Origin of the sequence: Pseudorhodoplanes sp. (assembly GCF_035565855.1) — a bacterium.
Lineage (GTDB): Bacteria > Pseudomonadota > Alphaproteobacteria > Rhizobiales > Xanthobacteraceae > Pseudorhodoplanes.
The window spans coordinates 1-13605 of the sequence record NZ_DATMRX010000378.1 but is presented as its reverse complement, the minus strand read 5'-3'; the positions used below and the strand labels follow the sequence as shown (position 1 = coordinate 13605).

20 protein-coding genes are annotated in these 13605 nt (G+C 61.1%); 10 read left to right on the top strand and 10 right to left on the bottom strand.

Going from position 1 to position 13605, the window contains the following annotated elements:
- The 3 genes from VN004_RS22115 to VN004_RS22105 all read left to right on the top strand — a co-directional run.
- Positions 1–377, top strand: a 377-nt coding sequence (locus VN004_RS22115) for a hypothetical protein (RefSeq protein ID WP_325614397.1), incomplete at its 5' end; no start/stop codon positions are given.
- 76 nt (positions 378–453) lie between these two features.
- On the top strand, positions 454–918 hold the full coding sequence (locus VN004_RS22110) for a DoxX family protein (RefSeq protein WP_325614393.1): 465 nt from the start codon (positions 454–456) through the stop codon (positions 916–918).
- Positions 919–933: 15 nt separating this feature from the next.
- A complete protein-coding gene (locus VN004_RS22105) occupies positions 934–1197 on the top strand; it encodes a DUF3551 domain-containing protein (protein WP_325614389.1) in 264 nt (87 codons plus the stop codon).
- A gap of 196 nt (positions 1198–1393) precedes the next feature.
- Here VN004_RS22105 and VN004_RS22100 read toward each other — a convergent pair whose 3' ends face one another.
- From VN004_RS22100 to VN004_RS22090, 3 genes are all read right to left on the bottom strand, one after another.
- Entirely contained in the window at positions 1394–1960 is a 567-nt protein-coding gene (locus VN004_RS22100; protein WP_325614387.1) for a dihydrofolate reductase, read from the bottom strand.
- A 126-nt stretch (positions 1961–2086) separates the two neighbouring features.
- A complete protein-coding gene (locus VN004_RS22095; RefSeq protein WP_325614385.1) occupies positions 2087–2944 on the bottom strand; it encodes a polysaccharide deacetylase family protein in 858 nt (285 codons plus the stop codon).
- A 224-nt stretch (positions 2945–3168) separates the two neighbouring features.
- Positions 3169–3738: a glutathione peroxidase gene (locus VN004_RS22090; protein WP_325614383.1), complete on the bottom strand. Its 570-nt coding sequence runs from the start codon at positions 3736–3738 to the stop codon at positions 3169–3171.
- 136 nt (positions 3739–3874) lie between these two features.
- On the opposite strand from VN004_RS22090, the gene VN004_RS22085 reads away from it, so the two are divergent.
- A complete protein-coding gene (locus VN004_RS22085; RefSeq protein ID WP_325614381.1) occupies positions 3875–4645 on the top strand; it encodes a hypothetical protein in 771 nt (256 codons plus the stop codon).
- Between the two features lie 133 nt (positions 4646–4778).
- Here the strand turns inward: VN004_RS22085 and VN004_RS22080 are convergent, their stop codons facing one another.
- Complete coding sequence (locus VN004_RS22080; RefSeq protein ID WP_325614379.1) at positions 4779–5168, bottom strand: hypothetical protein; 390 nt, start codon at positions 5166–5168, stop codon at positions 4779–4781.
- A gap of 297 nt (positions 5169–5465) precedes the next feature.
- On the opposite strand from VN004_RS22080, the gene VN004_RS22075 reads away from it, so the two are divergent.
- Both VN004_RS22075 and VN004_RS22070 read left to right on the top strand, forming a co-directional pair.
- Entirely contained in the window at positions 5466–5699 is a 234-nt protein-coding gene (locus VN004_RS22075) for a DUF3551 domain-containing protein (protein WP_325614377.1), read from the top strand.
- Positions 5700–5754: 55 nt separating this feature from the next.
- Entirely contained in the window at positions 5755–6264 is a 510-nt protein-coding gene (locus VN004_RS22070; protein ID WP_325614375.1) for a CreA family protein, read from the top strand.
- A gap of 121 nt (positions 6265–6385) precedes the next feature.
- Here VN004_RS22070 and VN004_RS22065 read toward each other — a convergent pair whose 3' ends face one another.
- Together VN004_RS22065 and VN004_RS22060 are read right to left on the bottom strand one after the other, a co-directional pair.
- A complete protein-coding gene (locus tag VN004_RS22065) occupies positions 6386–6943 on the bottom strand; it encodes a hypothetical protein (protein ID WP_325614372.1) in 558 nt (185 codons plus the stop codon).
- A gap of 151 nt (positions 6944–7094) precedes the next feature.
- The gene (locus VN004_RS22060) at positions 7095–7622 is read right to left on the bottom strand and encodes a DUF6790 family protein (protein WP_414710388.1); all 528 of its coding nucleotides are present in this window, start codon (positions 7620–7622) and stop codon (positions 7095–7097) included.
- 124 nt (positions 7623–7746) lie between these two features.
- On the opposite strand from VN004_RS22060, the gene msrB reads away from it, so the two are divergent.
- From msrB to clpS, 4 genes are all read left to right on the top strand, one after another.
- The gene (gene msrB / locus VN004_RS22055) at positions 7747–8154 is read left to right on the top strand and encodes a peptide-methionine (R)-S-oxide reductase MsrB (RefSeq protein ID WP_325614367.1); all 408 of its coding nucleotides are present in this window, start codon (positions 7747–7749) and stop codon (positions 8152–8154) included.
- Positions 8155–8215: 61 nt separating this feature from the next.
- Complete coding sequence (locus VN004_RS22050) at positions 8216–8587, top strand: hypothetical protein (RefSeq protein WP_325614365.1); 372 nt, start codon at positions 8216–8218, stop codon at positions 8585–8587.
- A 4-nt stretch (positions 8588–8591) separates the two neighbouring features.
- Positions 8592–9059, top strand: coding sequence for an NUDIX domain-containing protein (locus tag VN004_RS22045; protein ID WP_325614400.1), 468 nt, complete (start codon positions 8592–8594; stop codon positions 9057–9059).
- Between the two features lie 58 nt (positions 9060–9117).
- Positions 9118–9429: an ATP-dependent Clp protease adapter ClpS gene (gene clpS, locus VN004_RS22040; protein WP_325614362.1), complete on the top strand. Its 312-nt coding sequence runs from the start codon at positions 9118–9120 to the stop codon at positions 9427–9429.
- A gap of 67 nt (positions 9430–9496) precedes the next feature.
- Here the strand turns inward: clpS and VN004_RS22035 are convergent, their stop codons facing one another.
- The 4 genes from VN004_RS22035 to VN004_RS22020 form a co-directional block, all read right to left on the bottom strand.
- Positions 9497–10093, bottom strand: a complete 597-nt coding sequence (locus tag VN004_RS22035; protein WP_325614359.1) for a hypothetical protein — start codon at positions 10091–10093, stop codon at positions 9497–9499.
- Between the two features lie 1091 nt (positions 10094–11184).
- Positions 11185–11712, bottom strand: coding sequence for a hypothetical protein (locus tag VN004_RS22030; RefSeq protein WP_325614356.1), 528 nt, complete (start codon positions 11710–11712; stop codon positions 11185–11187).
- Positions 11713–11741: 29 nt separating this feature from the next.
- Positions 11742–12668, bottom strand: a complete 927-nt coding sequence (locus VN004_RS22025) for a toll/interleukin-1 receptor domain-containing protein (protein WP_325614354.1) — start codon at positions 12666–12668, stop codon at positions 11742–11744.
- A 266-nt stretch (positions 12669–12934) separates the two neighbouring features.
- Positions 12935–13138 (bottom strand): hypothetical protein, encoded by a 204-nt coding sequence (locus VN004_RS22020; protein WP_325614352.1) that lies wholly within the window; start codon positions 13136–13138, stop codon positions 12935–12937.
- Positions 13139–13605: the final 467 nt, after the last annotated feature.

The window sequence follows — 13605 nt, the reverse complement described above, 5'->3', positions numbered from 1 at the left end:
TGCCGGCGTCCCTCGGTTTTGCCCAGAGCGCCGACGCGCCGAAATCGTTGCTCGACAACGAGCAGATCAGGGTGCGTGAGATCCGGATGGCGCCCGGTTCCAAGCAGCCCGCCGCGCCGCGCCCGAACACCTTTCTTTATGCACTGACGGATGGCGCGATCGTCTTCACCCCGCCCGGGCGCAAAGGCTACGAATTGACGTTCAAGGCCGGCGAAGCGCTGTGGCTTCCGTCGCAGGAAACCGCGACCGCCAACGAGGGCGACAAGGAAGTCCGCGCCCTGCTGGTCGAAATCAAGGGACGCGCGGCCACGGGCAAGAAGGGCCGCACGACGAAAGGGACGAAAGGCAAGAAGGCAAAGGGATCGTCCAAGAGCTGAACAGCGAATCGCGGCATGATTGCGGATCGTCGCTTTCACGTCGAAGATGTGAAAAGACCCTCGCGGAGCTATCGCCATGAACGGCATCCTGGTTCTCGGACGTATTCTTTTTGTGCTGGTCTTCATTCTGTCCGGTGCGCAGAAGCTGATGGATATTCCCGGCACCGCGACCTTGATCGGCGCGAAGGTCGCAATACCTGAAGCGCTCGCCGCCTATACGCCCCAGCTTGAATCTGCGACGGGCATGACGACGCCGACATTGCTTGCGATTGTGGCTGGCGTGATCGAGATCGGCGCAGCGCTGATGATCGCCGCGAATATCGGAGCGCGCGCGGGCGCAGTGATTCTGATCCTGTTCACGATTGCGGCGACCTGGTATTTCCACAACTTCTGGACGATGGAAGGCGCCGATCGTCAGGCCAACATGATCCAGGCCCTGAAGAACCTGTCCTTGATCGGCGGGCTTCTGGTGATTTTCGCGATCGGATCGTGGCACCCGAGCTACGAGCGCTATCCTGATCCGGCGGCAGAGCGGATCTGAAGAATGGGAGAGGGGATGCGTCGCGTGATTGTCAGGCTTGCTTTTGCAATGGGAGCGGTGACTGTGCTCGCCCTTCCGATCACGAGCGCATCTGCTCAGAACATCATCTACGACACGCAATATTGCGCGCGCGAGTTTGATGGCGCGATGGACTGCTCGTATTTCACGCTGCGTCAGTGTCTTGCTGCGGTCTCCGCGACGGGCGGAGATTGTGCGGTCAATCCGCGTTACATCGGAGATCGCGGGTCGCCTTATCGGAAGGCGCGGCGTCGTTTCTGATCAAACTTGAAATAAAGGGGGCGGCCAATTGAGCCGCCCCAAGTTTGATACGCCACGCGGGAGGAACCTCTGCGGGGATCGGCCCCCTCTATCCGCCGGTCCCTGCGTGACCTAAGAATCGAATCGAAATTCGAGTTCAGGATTGCCTGAAAAGCGGGCGGCGTCACCCATATTGTCCTACCGCGCGTACGATTGCCTAATCGCGTGGCGCGTGCATCACACTTGACCAGGTTACCAGCGTGACCCCGCGTGCAGCATCAAGCACGGTGGGTGTGCCGGGCTCCAAACCGGATTCGGCCAAGAGCTGTTCGGGGGTCTGCTCCGGGACCCCCGGAAAAACCGGACGGCCGCCCGGCAAGCGGACATTGGCTGCCCGCGTCAGGTGAAACACCGCATAGCGCGGCAGGAACAAGCCGAAAATGTCGGTGCCCCCGATGATCGCCACATCGCTGCCGGTGACGCCGAGCGCGGCGAGCGCCGCTTCGACCGGGATGCCCTGCGGATTCCAGTGAAGCGCGTTCGGCTGCCCCTCGATCGACGCCGTGGTGGCGACGTGGCGCGTCGCGATCAGTCGCCGGCGATGGGGGCCCGTGGGCTGTTCGGCGGAATTCCTGCCGTGGATCAGGGCTGCCGCGGCATCCAGCCCGCGCATGAAGAAGTCCTGGTCGGCCTTCACGATCATGGATGACGGAATCGTGCCTTTGGCATCGGCAAGCATGCCGTCTTCCGACACGATCGCGTAGCCGATGAAGCGATAGGACATGCGCAGGCAGCCGGTGGTGGTGTTGCCAAGGGGCAGGGGCGCCCATTCTGGCGTTTCATGGCAAAAAAAGAAATCGCCGGGCGAACCCGGCGATTTCAATCGGAAAAATCGGTGGGCAGCAGCCGCTTACTCGACGGTGCGGACGACGCTCGCGGTCGGACGCTGATCGACGGTCGGGAGCTTGGCTTCCTTCTTGATCATCTCGTCGTATTTCGCGATCGACTTCACGGTGTCCTTCGCGCGCATGTGCACGATCTTGTAGCCGCCTTCCTTGAGCTGCTTGAGCAGCTCAGGGACAGCGTCTGCGGTGTGATGCTGGAAATCGTGCATCAGCACGATGCCTTTGCCGAACTTTTTGAGCTTGTTCATGATCGTATTGACGACCTGTTCGGGCCGGCGCGCCTTGAAGTCGAACGAGTCCATATCGGTCGAGAAAATCGCGATGTTGCGCTCGCCGAGATAGGTCACGAGTTCCGGCGGATGCCGGAGCGCGACGAAGCGGAAAAACGGCGCAGCGGGGGCACCGAGAGACGCATTGACGGCGCTGATGCCTTTTTCGATCTCGTCCTTCGCCTGCTCCACGGTGATGTTCTTGCGACCGAGATCGGCATGGCTCCAGGTGTGCGTTCCGACAGTGTGACCGCCCTGGGCGACCTTCTTGAGGATATCCGGATAATAGGTCGCGTGCTTGCCGATGATGAAGAAGGTCGCCCGCACGCATTCGTCCGCCAGCGCCTGCAGGACCTTCGGGGTTGTCGGCCACGGACCGTCGTCGAAGGTCAGCAGCACCTCCTTGTCGCGCAGGAAATCATGTTGCTTGAAATGTTCGAAGCCGAAACCGGGGCCGCCGGTGGTATCGATCTCAACGGTCCGGGACACGCCCAGCGCGTTCGGATTCTCGCATTTGGCGGCGGGCGTCTGGGCCAAGGCCCCGCCGCATCCCACCGCGGAAATCAGGATAGCGCATGCGATCGTACGACGCATGGTGGACCCCCTCCATAAGCGCGGGCCGACTGGCCCGTGGCAATCTTGTGGCATGGAAAACCGGCTCTGCCACAGGAGTCAATGAATCCTAACGCCCGACGCGTAACGATCTGGGATTAACCTTAGCTGTGTGGCCTGGGATGGGCCGGAACCGGCCGGATTTCCGAAAAGTTGGTCGAAACCGGTCATCCGGCGGAAATCTGGCCGGCATAATTATGGCGCCTTCAGGCGGGCAACTGGCGTTCTATCGCAACGATCATCCGAGGGTCGGTGGGTTCGGTTGCCGAGGCGAAGGACGCCGACAGGGCTCCGTCCCGCCCGACCAGATATTTGTGGAAATTCCAGCGCGGCGTCTCGCCGGGGCGCTGCAAAGCCGCCCACCGATAGAAGGGGTGAGCCGTGTCGCCCTTTACTGAAACCTTTTCGGTGAGCGGAAACGTCACGCCATGCCGATGCGCGGTGTCGTGAATTTCCGAAGCGCCACCGGGTTCCTGACCGCCGAAATCGTTCGATGGCACGCCGATGACCAGGAGGCCGCGGGCGCGATATCGCTGCCACAGCGCCTCGAGCCCGGAATATTGCGGCGTGTAACCGCACAGGGACGCTGTATTCACAACCAGAACAGGCCTACCCGTTTGTGCGGCGAGGGAGAGTTCCGCCCCGTCGAGTGTCTTGAACGAAAACGCATAAGCGGTGGCGCGGCTCATGGAGGTCTGAGCCTCCGCGTGGATCGCGCGCGCCGGCCATAAGGAGCACGCGCCGAGGCCGGCGAGGACTTGTCTTCTGTCGATCATGGTGGCGGTTCCTGCGAATTCCTATCAGCGGCGGCCGCGCACTTGAACCCACATGGTTGTGAACGCGCGTTCAGACGCGATCACGGAACTACAACGTGATGGGCCGGTTTCCATGTCACCTCAATGGCAGTGTGGCATGACAAAGCTCAATCCCTTCCGCCTTTCGTTCGACAAGCCGCTCGCTTCTGGTGAGCGGGCAAGGGCGCGCGTCTCGGCAACACTGGTCGGCGGGGCGGCGCTTTTCCTTGGTGTGAGCGCAGGACTTGCATTGCTCAATGCCAGCTCGGCGACAATCGGCTCCTGGGCCAATGGGCAGCCGGATGCCAAGGTTCGGGTCGTGGATGCTGAGGCCGACGTTTCGTCCGGCAAGCCGTGCGAGGAGCAGACCTGGCCTTATCTCGAGGCGCGATGCCTGAAGCGCGTCGACAGCACCGATCGCAGCGTTCCGCGCCACGGACTCAGCGCGAACCAGATTCAGTTGCAGGGCGCCAAGAGCGCAGAGACTGCGCCAGTGTCCATTACCGCGCCGGAACGGAGCACGACGGGCGCCGCTCCATCTGCCGATCAGGAGGATCGCACGGCTGAGGTGTCACCGAACCAGGCGGCGCCGGCCGCAAAGGAACCGGTACGGAAAGCTGACCCTGCCGCCGAGACCGCTCCGCGACGGCTCACGCAAAGCGAACTGGACCGGGTGACCAGGGAGCGGGCGCGCGTCAAGCGAGACCGGCAGCGCGAAGCGCGCAAGCTGAGCGCTGAGGCGAGGCGCGCCCGTGCCGAAGCACGTGATGCCCGGCGGGCGCGAGCTGAGGAAAGAGCCGCGCGCAATTGGTCCGATTACGGCTACGCTTCCGAAGGGCGCCTGGTCCGGCGCGGTTCACTCAACGACGGCTTCTTCCCGTTCCGCTAGGGCGCCTTCGGATTTCCGGGAAGCACCCCATCGGGTGTCATCGCTCGCAACCGGCGAGTTAGAAACACAAGCTTCGGGCAAAGGAAAACGCCGGCCGCTGTCGCGACCGGCGTTTCCAGATTTCATTTTGCGATCAGTGGCAGATCGGGCCCTTGCGGTAGTAACCGCCGTAATAGGCCTTATGAACCGGAGGCGCGAATTTCGGCTCGACAAACCTCGGCGCGGGCTTTTCGATGACCGGCGCTGCTACGATGACCTTCGGCGCGATTTTTGGCGCGACGACCTGCGGAGCGTCTTGAGGCGCTTCGTCAGCGGCCGGAGCATTGTCGGCAGCCGGAGCTTCGATCTGCGGAGCCTCGCCTTCGACCTTGGCCGGACCTTGGTCGACGATCGCCGGTGCCTTGGCAACCTTTACCGGGGCCGGCAGAACCTGGATCTGACGGGTGGGGCCCTGTTGCGCCTGGGCGGACACGGCCATAACGGCCAGGATCGCGGCGGCGAGGGCGGTTTTCGTGATGGTCATGGCCTTGTTTCCCTGAGGTGAACTGTTGATGCCCATTCGTCGCGGCTGCTTTACAGCAGGTTCATTCAGCCGGAGACGGTTTGGCGGACGGCTTGCAGTAACGAGGCACGAAACCGCTGCGAAATCCGTGCGTTGTGGGGTGGTCCAAGGCCGACCCGCGGCGCAAGATGAGCGATGACAGGCTTGTGACCGATGGGAGGCGAGCGGCGAGCCTGCGGAGGGGGCAGATGATAAGATCGAACTTGGGCCGGTAGTGCAGCGAAAGACCATTGCCGGCCGTCCCGAACCACAAGAACAATGCGGAGAACGACCATGAAATTCCTGGCTTTGGCTGCGGTAACGGCGGCGACCCTCGTCTCTGGTGTCACGCCTTCGTCGGCTGCCCCGGAATATCCGTGGTGTGTCATTACCGGCGGCCGTGACGGCGGTGTGATGAACTGCGGCTTCGTCAGCTTCCAGCAATGCATGCAGACACGCGTCGGCACCGATATGTGCGTGCAGAACCCCCGCTATCGCGGGCCGCAGCGTTGATGCTGAAGGTGCGCCCCGGCGTGTCCGGGTTCTTTTCGTGTTGGGTGGCGAGATGATGCGGCTCGGTCTGATTTCGCTCGCCATTCTCGGCGTACTCGTCGGCACGCCTGCGCATGCGGCGGAGGAGCCCGACCTGATCTTTAAACGGTCGACGGTATTCAAATGGATGTCGCCGAACGACAAGCTTGCGACCTACGGACTCGATGACCCTGAGGTCGAGGGCGTTGCCTGTCACTTCACCATACCGGAGAAGGGTGGCTTCAAGGGCTGGCTCGGCCTCGCCGAGGAAGTGTCGGACATCTCGCTGTCCTGTCGTCAGATCGGGCCTATTCGCTTCAAGGCCAAGTTCGCGCAGGGAGAGGACGTGTTCCGCACGCGGCGCTCACTGTTCTTCAAGAAGATGCAAATCGTGCGCGGCTGCGACGTGAAGCGCAACGTGCTCGTCTACATGGTCTTTTCGGATCGCATCATCGAAGGCTCGCCGAAAAATTCGACCTCCAGCGTGCCGATCATGCCGTGGGGTAATCAGGGCGAAGTGCCCAAATGCGCCGATTACATTGAGTGATGCGCAATGACGCGCTGAGTAACGCGTAATGCCGAGTAACGCGTAATAGCGAGGGTGATCTGAACGGTGCGAGACCGGCCGCAGACATGCAGGCCGGTCTCATTTTTAGGTCCGGCAGACGTCAGTAGCGACCGTAACCGCCGCCGCCATAACCGCCACCGTAGCCACCGCCATAACCACCGCCGTAGCCGCCACCGTAATAGCCGTCATAGCGCGGCCGGTAGCCGTATTCGCCGTAGTAACGCGGCTTCGGCTTGGGCTTAACGAAAGGCTTCACCGGAGGCGGCGGGCCTTCCTTGACGATCTTTTGCGGAGCGCCCTTCGGGGGAGCGGCACCCGCCGGTGGCGGCGGTGCGGCCCCATCGGGCGGGGGCGGTGCGCCCGCGCTATCGTCCTGGCCCGGCGCCGCTTCCGGCGCGGGAGCGGCCTGCTTGATTGGACGCCCCGGACGCTTGCGGACGGCGGCAGGAGGCGGCGGGGCAGCCGCATTATCCGCCGGGGCCGCTGCCGCATCTGCGGGCGGTGGCGCATCGGAGGGAGCCGCAGCAGCCGGCGCACCTTCGCCACCCGGCGCAGGAAGCACTTTGATCTGCCGGGTTTGACCTTGTTGCGCGGACGCGACGCCAACGCCCGCCGCTACTAATGCGACGGCAAGCGCCCATGATATCGATCTCGACATAACCTTCTCCTTCACGTGGACGGAAAGATGGTTCTTCTCAGTCGCGATATGTGCGGCGCCCGTTCGATTCCGGTGAACGCAATGCCGTTACCAACCGAAAACCGGGCGCAAGTGTCGATCCCGCTTCCTTGAATAGCAACGCAAATCTTGTTCAAGGGCGCGTGATTTCTTCGCCGGTTCCATAACGTCGTTGCAGATAAAGCAGCGTGAAACCGATCACCGGAAGAAGTATGTCTGTCCAGAAGATGATGCCTGCATTTCCAGGCGAGAAATTGTGTGCGGTGATCATCTGGTAGATGTGGCCGCCCGCAGCGCCCAACTGAAACGCAGCCGGACCTGCGACCGCTGCGACACGCACTCCACTGTCGCCCCGAAAGGCAAGGAAACCAATGATTGCGAAACCGAGACTGGCGAACCCGACTTCGGCCTGAAAAGGACTGTCGGCCCACCCGATGAACCGCGCCGCCATCTCCCCGAAGAAAACATGCATCACGAAATTGTAGAGAAAGCTGAACCCGACGGAGAACAACAAGAAGTAGGAGAACAAGGCTTCGATCAGATCGCGCCGGTCGCGCGGGCGCGGTTTGGCAGCATAGGCGATGAGCGATGCGATCAGTCCGATCACCAGAAGGCTGAGCGTGAAGTTCGACAGCACAAAGCGGATAGTCGATTCGATCATCAGTCCTCCCGAGCGAGCAGGGTCGATGTCAGTAGGATGTCAGTAGAATGAAAGGTCTCGGCAGCACCTAAGTCCAGACGCCGCCCGACTTGGCAGACGTCGCGGTTCGCCCCATATTTGCGCCATGACCGACACCAAGACGTATCCCGTGACCCGCAGCGACGCCGAATGGCGCGCGCTCCTGTCCCCCGAACAATATTACATCATGCGTCAGCACGGCACCGAGCGGCCGGGCAGCTGCGCATTGAATTACGAAAAGCGCGCCGGCACGTTCGAGTGTGCCGGATGCGGACAGCCCTTGTTCAAGTCGGGCCGCAAGTTCGAAAGCGGGACCGGCTGGCCAAGCTTCAACGATCCGGAACCCGGAGCAGTCGAAACCACCGAGGACCGTTCGTTTGGCATGGTCCGGACCGAGGTTCATTGCAGCCGCTGCGGCAGCCATCTCGGCCATGTCTTCCCGGATGGTCCGCCACCGACCGGGCTTCGCTACTGCATCAACGGCGTGGCGATGAATTTCAAACCCTCGGCCTGACGGCCATTTTCAGTTCGCGTGCCGGACGCTATGGTTCGCGCTGGCTTCGCGGAGGCACAGAATGCCGGACCTCGGCGCGCGCGAGATTGGCCGCGTCTATGCGGCGCGCGGTCCCTGGATCGACGATGTCGTTCCCGGCGATCCCGCGGACGACGTGCATTTCGAAAGCCGTCCGATCCCCGAGGATGCGTGGCGCGCCTTCGAGGATTCGGCTCTGTGCGAGCATATGCACGGCTTGCCGCATGAGGGGATCATCGGTTCATACGAAGAATTTTCCTTCCAGCCGGAGCATCTCGCAGCCGTGGTTGCGCTCATCGAAACCGAGGCACCCCGCGCACCGGCGGTGACGCGGATCTGGCTGGCCGACATGGTCCGCTTTCTGCGACGCGCGCAGGAGCGGGGGGTCGGAGTTACGTTCATCGTCAGCGGGTGAGATCCTGACCAGGCGCAGCGCCGGCATCGTGATGTACCGGCGGGCCGCTGGTGTCCTGCAGGTGCTGCTTGTCCATCCCGGCGGACCCTTCTGGGTCCGACGCGATGCCGGGGCGTGGTCGATACCCAAAGGCGAATACGGTCCGGATGAGGACCCGGAGGATGCGGCGCGCCGCGAGTTTTCGGAAGAGCTTGGCATGGCGGCGCAGGGTGCGTGCCAGCCGCTCGGCGAGATCAGGCAGAAGGGCGGAAAGATCGTGACCGCCTTTGCTCTCGAGGGCGATCTCGACGTCGACACGATCACCTCGAGCCATTTTGAGATCGAATGGCCGCCCGATAGCGGGCAGCGGAAAAGCTTTCCCGAAGTGGACCGGGCGCAATGGTTCGACCTCGATGAGGCGCGTGAGAGAATCTTGCCGGCGCAGGTTCCGTTTCTCAACCGGCTGCTCGCGCTCCTTGGCGCGAAACCGTGATGGCGCGGGGAGGCCGTAACGGCCTATCTTCGGCAGGCGTGCTCAACCGGTCAGCGCAATGCCAGATCCCAATGTCAAGACCAGGTCGAAAACAGCGACCAAGACCAAGACGGCGCGGCCGCCGCTCTACAAGGTGATCCTGCTCAACGACGATTACACGCCGCGTGAATTCGTCGTGCAGGTGCTCAAAGCGGTATTCCGCATGAGTGCGGATCGCGCCTATGCCGTGATGATGACCGCGCATCGGCGCGGCGCCTGCGTGATCGCGGTTTACACGCGCGATGTTGCGGAGACCAAGGCCAAGGAGGCAACCGACCTCGGCAAACAGAACGGCTATCCGCTGTTCTTTACGACGGAGCCCGAGACGTAAGCCGCAGCGAACTCAAAAGGCGATTGCGCCGCCACCCGGCGTTGTTTGCCGGGTGACGGCGGAGCGATTAACGCGAGCGAGCGTAGGCGCGACGCGCCTTCGCGCTGACCGCGAAGTTGCGATAGCCACCGGTGTCGAAATGGATGTGACCCGTGGCGTAGGTGATCACCGCGCCATTGGCGTTCGACCGCAGCCACGCCATCATCGCGGCGCGCTGTCCGGGGTTCGGCATGAAGTCGACCGCCTTGCCGTAACGGTGCTGCGACGGACGTCCCGAGCCAGCAATCACTGCACCCGGACGGCAGGTGGAGATCACCTTCACCGAACCGAAGCGCGCCTCCATCCGCGACAGCAAAGCCCGGGTCTCGCCGGTGAGACAGCCGCGCGATGCGCTGGCGCCGCCGTGCGAATGGCGATGTGCATGCCGGTGCGCATGGCGATAGGCATGCCGATGCGAATAGGCACGCGTGTAGGCGCGCCGATGGCCTCGCGATGCATAGCGACCGCGATAGCCGCGGGCGCGATAGCCGGCATACGGTGTGGCGTAACCGAGATGCGATGTGCTGATCCCCGAAGCCGGGTCGCCGGAATATTGCGCTTGCGCGGGAAGGGCGAAAAGCACGATTGCAGCCAGCAGAATGGCAAGTGACGTGGCGATACGCATTGAACCTCGTACTCGTTGTTGAGGGATTGGCGATTGCACTGCCATGCCGCTGATGGACGATGGGCGTCCCGGACACCGCAGCGAATGTCGTGCGCTGCACGACAGAGCGCAGGTCAACTGCGCGGTGGGGTTACACGGGCGGGATGGGGCAATTTCGTGTCAGACGCGGAGCGGATACCCCTTGTGCATCAAGGGCATAGCTCACATTGCGGGCGCATTCCGGACTCTCCTGTCGCATCATTGGACGAGCGCGCCCCAAAGCTGTCGTAGATCGGGGCAGATAGGGCAGTTGCGCCGCGCGATCGCCACGTTGCCGCCCATTTTGTTACAGCTGCGGGGCACCGCACCGCACGGTGCACCGGCGGTCGCCGGGCGGCGCTGTAACAATCGTTGCGTGATTGTGATGGCGCGAGGCGCGGGATTGCGGCCGTGTCACGGTTTGCTTGGCCGGGCGCCGGGCCAAGAGGGGTTCATCCGCATGCGGCGCAACGGCTGGAGCAGAGGCCGGCACAGCACAGACGCGCGGGCGCTGCCCTATTCTTGTGACGGCGCGGGCGCGCCCGTATTCCAGCTCGCATTCCATGCCCCTGGAAATCCAAGGGCGCGCGGAACGCCGGGCTTTCAGCCAAGCCCATGGCCTCGTGTGGTGGATGAGTTTGACCACACGAGATTGCAGTCACCACGGACCGCCGATTGCGTCGGCGTTCCGCGCGCGGTGTTTGAGGCTTGCTCTGCGACAACCCCGGAGGAGCGACGCCCTGGCACGGGCGGCCAACTTTTTATCCTCCGCTGGTGAGCCCAGGCACTGGACCCGGATCATCGCAGCTTGGGCCTCCGCTGCCGTGCTGCGTCTCAGCACAAACAACGGCCACCGCATCCCGCCCCGCGTCTCGCGACGCTCATGAAACGCCCCTTGGACGGGACGGGATGGCGAGGAATAGAGCAGGGGAAGATGGCGGAATTGAGGAATTTGATCCTATACGAGAAAACCTCGGAGGGTCTCCGCGCACCCTTCGGGTCGTCTGGCGCGCGCAACGCTACCGCATCCCGCCCAGCGTCTCGTGATGCTGATGAAACGCCTTAAACATTAATCAGTTCGCGTTTGCGGTCGTGATATCAAACTCAAAGAGGCAGACGCTTTTGCAGGTTAGTTCGTCGCGGATTGATATCTTCCAAGCTCCGCAGCTCCAGTAGGGAGGTGGCACATCAGCAAGAACATCTCCGGTTTCAACATCCAAATAACGGAACGTACCATAGAAAGCATTTTCGGGCGCAGCGCGCAAAAATAGTTTGCTTTTCGAAGCTAGGATGACACCTGGTTCGTCTTCCCATTTGTACCCTCTGCCATCAACGGAAATGCCGTCAAAGACGTTCAGTTCGAAGTGCAATTTGTTGGCGAAAGACAGGCAGTTTGGAGTGCTCCAATCCTCAGCAAAGAAGATGCGGGGGCGGCCTACTATCTTCGCGTTCAAAGTAACAAACGACCTGTTTCCTGTCTTGCCAACGTGCGATGTAACCAAGGAGGTTAAAAGTCCTTCAGACCGCTGAATCTTAATCAAAGATCCCGGTACAACTTCTGAGATTGGCCCCGTTTGGACGCGAGGAAACACAGTGTTCATTTCGTTATCCTTAGGGCTGCGGGCCGCAACTACTGCAATCTGCTTATGAACATGGCCCAATAGTACTCCGCCGCGCCTTCAAAGGTGAGGTGCTTGTCTTTGTCGTCTTCAAAGTGAGCCATTCCGAGGGCCTTCAAGAATAAACCTTGACTGTCTGCTTGAACCGCAAGGCTCTCGTTTATGCTGCCATCAGCGGCTTGGTCGTTATACGAAAAGGTGATGCCTCGTCCCAACGTCCCGCCGAGCGCAATTTTGCACCGCGAGACTGCGCTACCATTGCGATAGACAACGGCTGTGAAGTGATCGGCATCGATCCTTTTGAACCTAAATTCGATTCCCTGATTGCGCTGTTTAAGTTCCGCCAAGGAATTTTCAAAAAACTTGGTCATGAAGGCAAAGGCATCTTCAAGGAACTTGTCGCGGTCAGCCTCAGTAAAGTCTTTCCGTAGCCGCAAGTTGCTGGAACGAGGACCACTCTCAACCGAATTTGGCTTCTTACCGATTGACAGCTCGTGTCGCGGGGAAGCCGGTAGTGCGGCTCGGATCATCCGAACAACGTCAAGGAATGCTTCGTCAAGATCAGGCCATGACATGATTGGCTTGCCGTCTTTTGGTGCAGCTAATAGCTTTCCGAACGGAGCTGGGTGCCAATCACATGGGCGTAATATGACGGGAATTACCCTAGTTTCGCCCGCGAGGTGTCGATCCATCGCTCTTCTTACTTCGACATCATAGCAATAGTCGGACGCAAGAAAGTCCGGAGAAACTAGCAATAATACAATGTCGGCTCGGTCTATTTCGTTGCCGATCCGACCTTCGAACTCATCTCCCGCCATGATCCTGCGATCATGCCATGCATCGATAAGGCCCTGGCGCATCAGCATGGCTAAATGGACTTCGAGGCGGTCGCGAAGTTGTTCGTCCTTGTGCGAATATGAAAAGAAGAGGACCGACATGATATTCCCCAAATCAAAAAGGCCTCGCCTTCCAGCGAGGCCAATCTGTTACCAGCCGTCTGCTAGGTCTGTGCGGTGGCATGCGGGGCAGTGGACATTTGATGTCGGTTCTCCTCGACGGCGCATCTCACGGACTTCTTCGGCAGTTAGAACCTTTGTTTCGAAGCGCTCACCACAGTTTCTGCAACGGTATCGCTTTGCGTAAGCCATTAAATAACCTCCTCTGATCCAAGCGGGTCGCTCGAAATGGGTGGCTATTTGCTGCTTTACGTTTTCCGACTGTACGGCGACTGGTTTGTAGGTTTCAGCGAAACGCCTTCTTCCGAAGCCTTGTTTCGAACCGCGTTCTCGGTCCGGCCGAGATGAAGCCCAATTACGCGAGTGGGCGTATTCTCCCGAGCTTCGCGCCGCAACTGTTTGATTTCGTTTGACGACCAGTCTTTACCGCTGTTGCGATTGTACTTCGCCATGTCCGCCTCCCGCTGCCTCGCAGCTATGGAAAACGTCAAGGTGCCGCTGGACGGCAGAAGTCGGAATCGCCTATCGTCTCATGCCACTGAGGAAAGCGACCACGCTTTCTGACATCCCGGTAAGTCCCTTGACAGGCACTTCACCGGACCAACGCCGAGGCGTTGCCTCGGCGTTGGCATTCCCAAGCACGAATCGAATCACATCTTACAGTGATTCCGCGGGTTCACGATTCGGATCGGCATCGCCCAAAAGTTAATATCCACAGCATTCCGTGACCAGCACGCATGGGACGAATTGCCGGAGCTTCCGCAGGACGTGCAACTCGCGCGCATGGTCGCCAGCGATGGCGGCGATCATCACCATGATCGGTGCATGGCCCGATCAGGTCGATCCGCCCCCGCTACTTCGCCTTGGCTTGCAGCGCCAATCCCGCTTCGCGTGCCTCCGCGACGATGCGCGGGTGATC

Coding starts and splice junctions, on each gene's coding strand:
- VN004_RS22110 (WP_325614393.1), top strand. CDS start 454: ATGAACGGCATCCTGGTTCTCGGACGTATTCTTTTTGTGCTGGTCTTC.
- VN004_RS22105 (WP_325614389.1), top strand. CDS start 934: ATGCGTCGCGTGATTGTCAGGCTTGCTTTTGCAATGGGAGCGGTGACT.
- VN004_RS22100 (WP_325614387.1), bottom strand. CDS start 1,960: ATGTCCTATCGCTTCATCGGCTACGCGATCGTGTCGGAAGACGGCATG.
- VN004_RS22095 (WP_325614385.1), bottom strand. CDS start 2,944: ATGCGTCGTACGATCGCATGCGCTATCCTGATTTCCGCGGTGGGATGC.
- VN004_RS22090 (WP_325614383.1), bottom strand. CDS start 3,738: ATGATCGACAGAAGACAAGTCCTCGCCGGCCTCGGCGCGTGCTCCTTA.
- VN004_RS22085 (WP_325614381.1), top strand. CDS start 3,875: ATGACAAAGCTCAATCCCTTCCGCCTTTCGTTCGACAAGCCGCTCGCT.
- VN004_RS22080 (WP_325614379.1), bottom strand. CDS start 5,168: ATGACCATCACGAAAACCGCCCTCGCCGCCGCGATCCTGGCCGTTATG.
- VN004_RS22075 (WP_325614377.1), top strand. CDS start 5,466: ATGCGGAGAACGACCATGAAATTCCTGGCTTTGGCTGCGGTAACGGCG.
- VN004_RS22070 (WP_325614375.1), top strand. CDS start 5,755: ATGCGGCTCGGTCTGATTTCGCTCGCCATTCTCGGCGTACTCGTCGGC.
- VN004_RS22065 (WP_325614372.1), bottom strand. CDS start 6,943: ATGTCGAGATCGATATCATGGGCGCTTGCCGTCGCATTAGTAGCGGCG.
- VN004_RS22060 (WP_414710388.1), bottom strand. CDS start 7,622: ATGATCGAATCGACTATCCGCTTTGTGCTGTCGAACTTCACGCTCAGC.
- msrB (WP_325614367.1), top strand. CDS start 7,747: ATGACCGACACCAAGACGTATCCCGTGACCCGCAGCGACGCCGAATGG.
- VN004_RS22050 (WP_325614365.1), top strand. CDS start 8,216: ATGCCGGACCTCGGCGCGCGCGAGATTGGCCGCGTCTATGCGGCGCGC.
- clpS (WP_325614362.1), top strand. CDS start 9,118: ATGCCAGATCCCAATGTCAAGACCAGGTCGAAAACAGCGACCAAGACC.
- VN004_RS22035 (WP_325614359.1), bottom strand. CDS start 10,093: ATGCGTATCGCCACGTCACTTGCCATTCTGCTGGCTGCAATCGTGCTT.
- VN004_RS22030 (WP_325614356.1), bottom strand. CDS start 11,712: ATGAACACTGTGTTTCCTCGCGTCCAAACGGGGCCAATCTCAGAAGTT.
- VN004_RS22025 (WP_325614354.1), bottom strand. CDS start 12,668: ATGTCGGTCCTCTTCTTTTCATATTCGCACAAGGACGAACAACTTCGC.
- VN004_RS22020 (WP_325614352.1), bottom strand. CDS start 13,138: ATGGCGAAGTACAATCGCAACAGCGGTAAAGACTGGTCGTCAAACGAA.